This is a genomic window from Cyanobium sp. BA5m-21 (assembly GCF_024346235.1).
GTDB lineage: Bacteria > Cyanobacteriota > Cyanobacteriia > PCC-6307 > Cyanobiaceae > Cyanobium_A > Cyanobium_A usitatum.
Window position 1 is genome coordinate 1 of sequence record NZ_JAGQCO010000092.1, and the last position, 5161, is coordinate 5161.

6 protein-coding genes and 1 pseudogene are annotated in these 5161 nt (G+C 61.1%); 5 read left to right on the forward strand and 2 right to left on the reverse strand.

What is annotated here, in order from left to right:
- Nucleotides 1-805 (reverse strand): integron integrase (locus KBY72_RS14265; protein ID WP_254993852.1); only part of this gene is annotated, 805 nt, incomplete at its 3' end.
- Nucleotides 806-963: 158 nt separating this feature from the next.
- Between KBY72_RS14265 and KBY72_RS14270 the strand changes: the two genes are divergently transcribed.
- The 3 genes from KBY72_RS14270 (at nt 964) to KBY72_RS14280 (ending at nt 4072) form a co-directional block, all read left to right on the forward strand.
- Nucleotides 964-1905: an HNH endonuclease gene (locus KBY72_RS14270; protein ID WP_254993853.1), complete on the forward strand. Its 942-nt coding sequence runs from the start codon at nt 964-966 to the stop codon at nt 1903-1905.
- A 153-nt stretch (nt 1906-2058) separates the two neighbouring features.
- On the forward strand, nt 2059-2817 hold the full coding sequence (locus tag KBY72_RS14275; RefSeq protein ID WP_254993854.1) for an SIMPL domain-containing protein: 759 nt from the start codon (nt 2059-2061) through the stop codon (nt 2815-2817).
- A gap of 97 nt (nt 2818-2914) precedes the next feature.
- Nucleotides 2915-4072 (forward strand): fatty acid desaturase, encoded by a 1158-nt coding sequence (locus tag KBY72_RS14280; RefSeq protein ID WP_254993855.1) that lies wholly within the window; start codon nt 2915-2917, stop codon nt 4070-4072.
- A 104-nt stretch (nt 4073-4176) separates the two neighbouring features.
- Here KBY72_RS14280 and KBY72_RS14285 read toward each other — a convergent pair whose 3' ends face one another.
- The gene (locus tag KBY72_RS14285) at nt 4177-4320 is read right to left on the reverse strand and encodes a chlorophyll a/b-binding protein (protein WP_254993856.1); all 144 of its coding nucleotides are present in this window, start codon (nt 4318-4320) and stop codon (nt 4177-4179) included.
- 56 nt (nt 4321-4376) lie between these two features.
- Between KBY72_RS14285 and KBY72_RS14290 the strand changes: the two genes are divergently transcribed.
- Entirely contained in the window at nt 4377-4964 is a 588-nt protein-coding gene (locus KBY72_RS14290) for a PAP/fibrillin family protein (protein ID WP_254993857.1), read from the forward strand.
- A gap of 5 nt (nt 4965-4969) precedes the next feature.
- Nucleotides 4970-5161: pseudogene (locus KBY72_RS14295) on the forward strand (VOC family protein); the annotation flags it as partial.

Genomic DNA, 5161 nt, shown 5'->3' on the forward strand with positions numbered 1-5161 from the left:
AGCTGGCCGCCTTGGTTACACCGGCTTCAAGCAGTGCCCGCTTCACAGCTTTCTGCACCACGCTCGGATCGATGTGGTGTCGCCCCTGCACACCAGATTCCTTGTCGCACCATCGCTTTTGTTGGGGAAACACCCACTGCCACGCCCATTCCCGCTCGGCATTCGGATACTTACGGGCCAAGGCATAGGGCATCAACACGCGGCCCCAACCAGCCGCCAAATCGCTTCGATGCAGCTGGCGCACTTGCTCCAGATGCTCCTGCAGCCCAGGCACCAAGCTCTGGGGCACCATCGTCATCCGATCTTTGCCGCCTTTTCCATCGCGCACGGCGAGCTCCCGCCGCTGGAAATCCAGATCCTTCACCCGCAGCCTCAGTGCCTCCATTAGCCGGAGACCACTGCCGTACAACAACCCAACCACTAGCGCAGGCTCACCCTCCAGCCGTTCCCGTACCGCCCTCACCTCGCCTTCACTGAGCACCACCGGCACCCGCTGACGCGTCCGGGCACGCACCACCCCATCGAGCTCCAGCTCGCGCTCCAACAGATCTCGGTAGAGAAAAAGCAACGCCGCCAGTGCCTGGTTCTGAGTGGAGGCACTCACCTGCGCCTCCACAGCTAGGTGGCTCAGAAAGGCATTCACCTCGTGGCTCCCCATCTCCCGAGGGTGGCGCAGGTGATGAAAGCGCAGAAACCGCCGCAGCCACTGCTCGTAGGTCTTCACCGTGCGGCGCGCGTAGTGGCGTGTCTGAAGTAATTCCCGATAGCGCTGTATCAGTCCAGGAGGTTTGACTACAGGGGCCATGGTTGTTGGTCGTGGGTTCTCTACAGAGTTCCCCTACGCGACCATCAAGCGGCTCGTTCCCTTTCCCATCAACCTGCACCCTGCTGCTACTGGGGGGATCCCCAGTAAGCCCCGGCCGTTTTTATGGGTTACAACAGGTCAAAGCCCAGCCAGGATCAATGCCCTCCTACTGGTGGGTTAACCACAAACAGACCTACCGGCAGGAAACCGACGGCGGTTACATCTGGTCGCCGAAGGCCAATGCCAACGGCGCCCGCAATGTGAGCTACGACAACCTCACCCGCTGCCAGCGGGGGGATGTGGTGCTCAGCTATGCCAATGGGCGGATCAGCCAGCTGGGCCTGGTGGAAACGGCGGCGATCACGGCACCCAAGCCGCCGGAGTTCGGCTCAGCGGGGGAGAACTGGAGCCAGGAGGGCTGGCTGGTGCGGGTGAACTGGCAGCCGCTGCGCCAGGCCCTGGTGCCTAAGACCTTCTTTGAGCTGCTGCAGCCGCTGCTGCCCGATCGCCACAGCCCGATCAGTACCAGCACAGGCCGAGGCAATCAGGGGGTGTACCTGGCCGGGCTGAGCGAAACGCTGGGGTTGTTGCTGCTGAAGCTGATCGAAGACCACGCCGATGCAGCGGTGCGGGTGCATCTGGTGGTGCTGGCGGAAGAGGGCGCCTACACCGAGGCTCTGCTTGATGACATGCAGCGGCTGCGGGAGGTGCCAAGCAGCACCGAGCGCGATGCGCTTACCAAGGCGCGGCTGGGACAGGGGTTGTTTCGCCATCGGGTGGCGGAGCTGGAGCCGGCCTGCCGGGTCACGGGCTTATCGCGGCAGCAGTTCCTGGTGGCGAGCCACATCAAACCCTGGCGATCCTGCGACAACAGCGAACGGCTGAGCGGAGCCAATGGCCTGCTGCTCTCCCCTCATGTGGACAAGCTATTTGATCGCCACTGGATCAGCTTCGATTCAGTCGGCGAGCTGATCTGGCAGCACGAGGCAGCAGGGGAGGCCTTGCGCTGCTGGGGCATCGAAGGCGCGAATCTGATCCGGCCGTTCAGCCGGGAGCAGGAGATGTTTTTGAGTGCCCATCGGGATGCCTTGAGGCACTAAGTGTAATTAGGGCGCTGGTGCCAACATCGCCCGCGACCGCGCCAACGCCGAGCGCCTTGGCCTCACCCTTGTCTACGAATATCCCTTCGACTAACAGCTTTGAGACAGGCAAGCGACAGCTCAATAGGCTGAATTCAGCTGCTTCCAAGACGAATGAAAATGCAGAGTTGGGCGCTCAGCAGCTGGATGTTTCTCAAGCGGACACCAACACTGGTGTTTGCCATGGCGGTGCTTGGAATCGGGCTCACCACCGCCAGTGGCGTCATGGTGAGGGGCATCCGCAACGCCAACGACACCATCACAGTTACTGGAGCCAGCACCGAGCGAATTACATCCGACTACGTCGACTGGTCGGTGAAGGTCTCCCAGAGCGGGGCCAGCCAGCAAGCTTCATACCAAGGGCTGCAGCCTGCAGTAGAGCAAACAGTGGCCTTCCTCAAGGCCCAGGGCATCGAGGCCGACGAGATGGAGCTCGACTCGGTTAAATCGGAAAAGCAGGAAGTGCGCGATCCCCGCACCGGGGAGCTGCGCTCCACCACCTGGACCAGCACCCAAGCAGTGCTGATCGGCAGCTGGAATGTCGCCAAGATCTATAAAATCTCCGGTCAGATTGGGCAGTTGATCGGCAAGGGCGTGCCTCTCACGATCAACGAGCCGGCTTACACCTACACCAAGCTTGCGGAGAAGCGGGTCGACATGCTGGCAAAGGCCACCAAGGACGCCCGGGCGAGGGCGCGGGCCATAGCCTCGGAAGCCGGCGCCGGCATCGGTGCGATCACAAACGCCGACACCGGCTCGTTCCAGATCACCTCCCCCAACTCAACGGAGACCAGTGACAGCGGCTCCTACGACACCCGCACAATCGAGAAGGACATCACCGCAGTGATGGCCGTGACCTTCAGGGTTGAGTGAATGTGCCTGCAGCGCCGCCGCAGCAGGGTGCAAATACCTATTGTCTCAGAAGCCTTTCGGGGCCGCTTCCATTCCCCCTTGCCCTGCGGCAGCTTCATTGACTCCACCTGTTTCCCTGCCGTCCCTAGCCACCGCGCAGGTCGCCACGCCAGCAGCCACCTATCCCAGCAAAGCTGAGCTGCTTGCCTGCCTGCCCTCTGAGTTAACCCAGATCAACCCGGTTAAAGCCTGGGGAAGTCTGGCCATGTCCCTGGGCCTATCTGTTTTGGCCTATGGCGTGGGAACCCTGATCCCCCTGCAGCTCAGCGCTGCACCCCTCTGGCTGCTCTACGCCGTGGTCACTGGAACAGTGGCGGGAGGTTGCTGGGTAATTGCCCATGAGTGCGGTCACCGTGCCTTCCATCCCAACCCCCGCGTCGAAGCGGTGGTGGGATTTGTGCTTCACAGCTTGCTGCTTGTGCCCTACTTCAGCTGGCAGCGCAGCCATGCCGTGCACCACGCCAACTGCAACCACCTCGAGGCAGGTGAAACCCATGTGCCGCCTCGCTCCGATTCCAGCTCGGGACGCTTCGTGGCTGGAACAAGACGGCAGCTGGGCCAGGGCCTCTACGGCGTGGCCTCCCTGTTCACCCACCTGGTGCTGGGTTGGCCCCTTTACCTGATGTTTGGTGTTGCCGGCGGCGAAGAGTACGGCAGCCCCACCTCCCATTTCACTACGGCTGCACCCTTCCGCAACGGTGGGCGCCAGCTATTTCCCGACTCCTGCCGTCGCCTGATGGTGATCTCAAACCTCGGCCTGCTGGCGATGGTTGCGGTACTGGTGTGGGCTTCCATCCACTTCTCCCCGGCGAGAGTGCTACTGGTGTACGGCCTGCCCTATCTGGTGGTCAACGCTTGGTTAGTTAGCTACACCTGGCTACAGCACACCGATACCGATATTCCCCACTTCTCCACCAGCGACTGGAATTGGGCAAAAGGTGCTCTACAGACGGTGGATCGTCCTTATGGCCCCCTGCTCAATCTGCTGCATCACGGCATCGGCTCAACCCATGTGTGCCATCACATCAACCCGAGAATCCCTCACTACAACGCCTGGCGGGCCAACGCCTTGCTCAAGCAGCGTTTTCCCGAGCTAGTTCGCTACGACCCCACTCCTATCCATCGCGCCCTATGGCGGGTTGCAACTCAATGCACCGTAGTTAGTCAAACTGGAGTGAATGGTGGCTTCTATTACAGTTCGAAGCCAGCTAGCTAGATCTAGCCAACTGTTCCATAAAAAAAGCCCGGAGCAGTAGCTTCGGGCTTTTATTTTAGGGATTAAAATTACTGGTAAAAACCAGTGACTATGAGCTCTGGCAATCAGCCCAGGCCCAGTTGGGCAGCGATGCTTTGGCCGGTGAGCAGCTCGGTGCCAAGACCAATCACAAAGCCCATCATGGCCAAGCGGCCGTTCCAGGTCTCAGCAAAAGCAACAAATCCGAAGCGGGCGGTGGATTCGGTCATGAGTGTTGAGGAATTTCAAGAACTATAACTGACTGTAAAGACGCCGGCCGGCCCAGATGTTGAAAGCAAGAGAGGAGCTGCTGGCCCTGTTGCGTAGTGGCGCCAGGGGGGAAGCCCAACGCCAGGGAGCGCGGGTACGGGAGCTGATTCTCGAGCTCGAGCTCACCTCTCCAGTAGATCTCGCCGGCCCAGGTGCCCTCGAACTGCTGGAGGGGGTCTGGGAGTTGCGCTGGAGCAGCAGCAGCCAGCCCTATCTCCAGGCTGTGCCATGGCTGGAGAACCTGCAGATCCTGGCTCCATCCCGGGGGCGCGCCCTGAATCTGTTGAGGCCGCCAGGGCAGCTGGCCGGCCTGGGTGGCATAGCTATAGAGGCCAGCATCCAGCTCGAATCAAGCCCTGGCGATAACAGCTCAACTCCACAGCAGCGGGTGCAGGTTCGCTTCCAGCGCGGTGGCTGGCGCGGTCCCCGGCTTGGCACCACACGCTTACAGCTTCAACGTGAAGTGCAGCAAAGCTTTCCAGCCTGGCTCGACATCACCGTGCTCACCCAGGAGCTGAGGCTGTGCCGTGGCAATGCCGGCACCATCTTTGCCCTGCTGCGTCGCCCCGATCTAGCCGTTGCAGACTTTTTAGACAATCAATAAAAACGATGCAAGACACCCAAAACCTGAGCAGCTCCCTGGTGCTGGCTGCAGACAATCCCCCAGCACTAGCCAGGTTTTACGCCGATTTGCTGGCGGTAGTTCCCCTGCAGGGGCTTGGTGCCAGCCATTGGCGAGTGCCCTGGCCCGCCGGTGGCTTCCTGGAGATCTACGCCCCATCCCAGAGCCGGCCCCAAGAG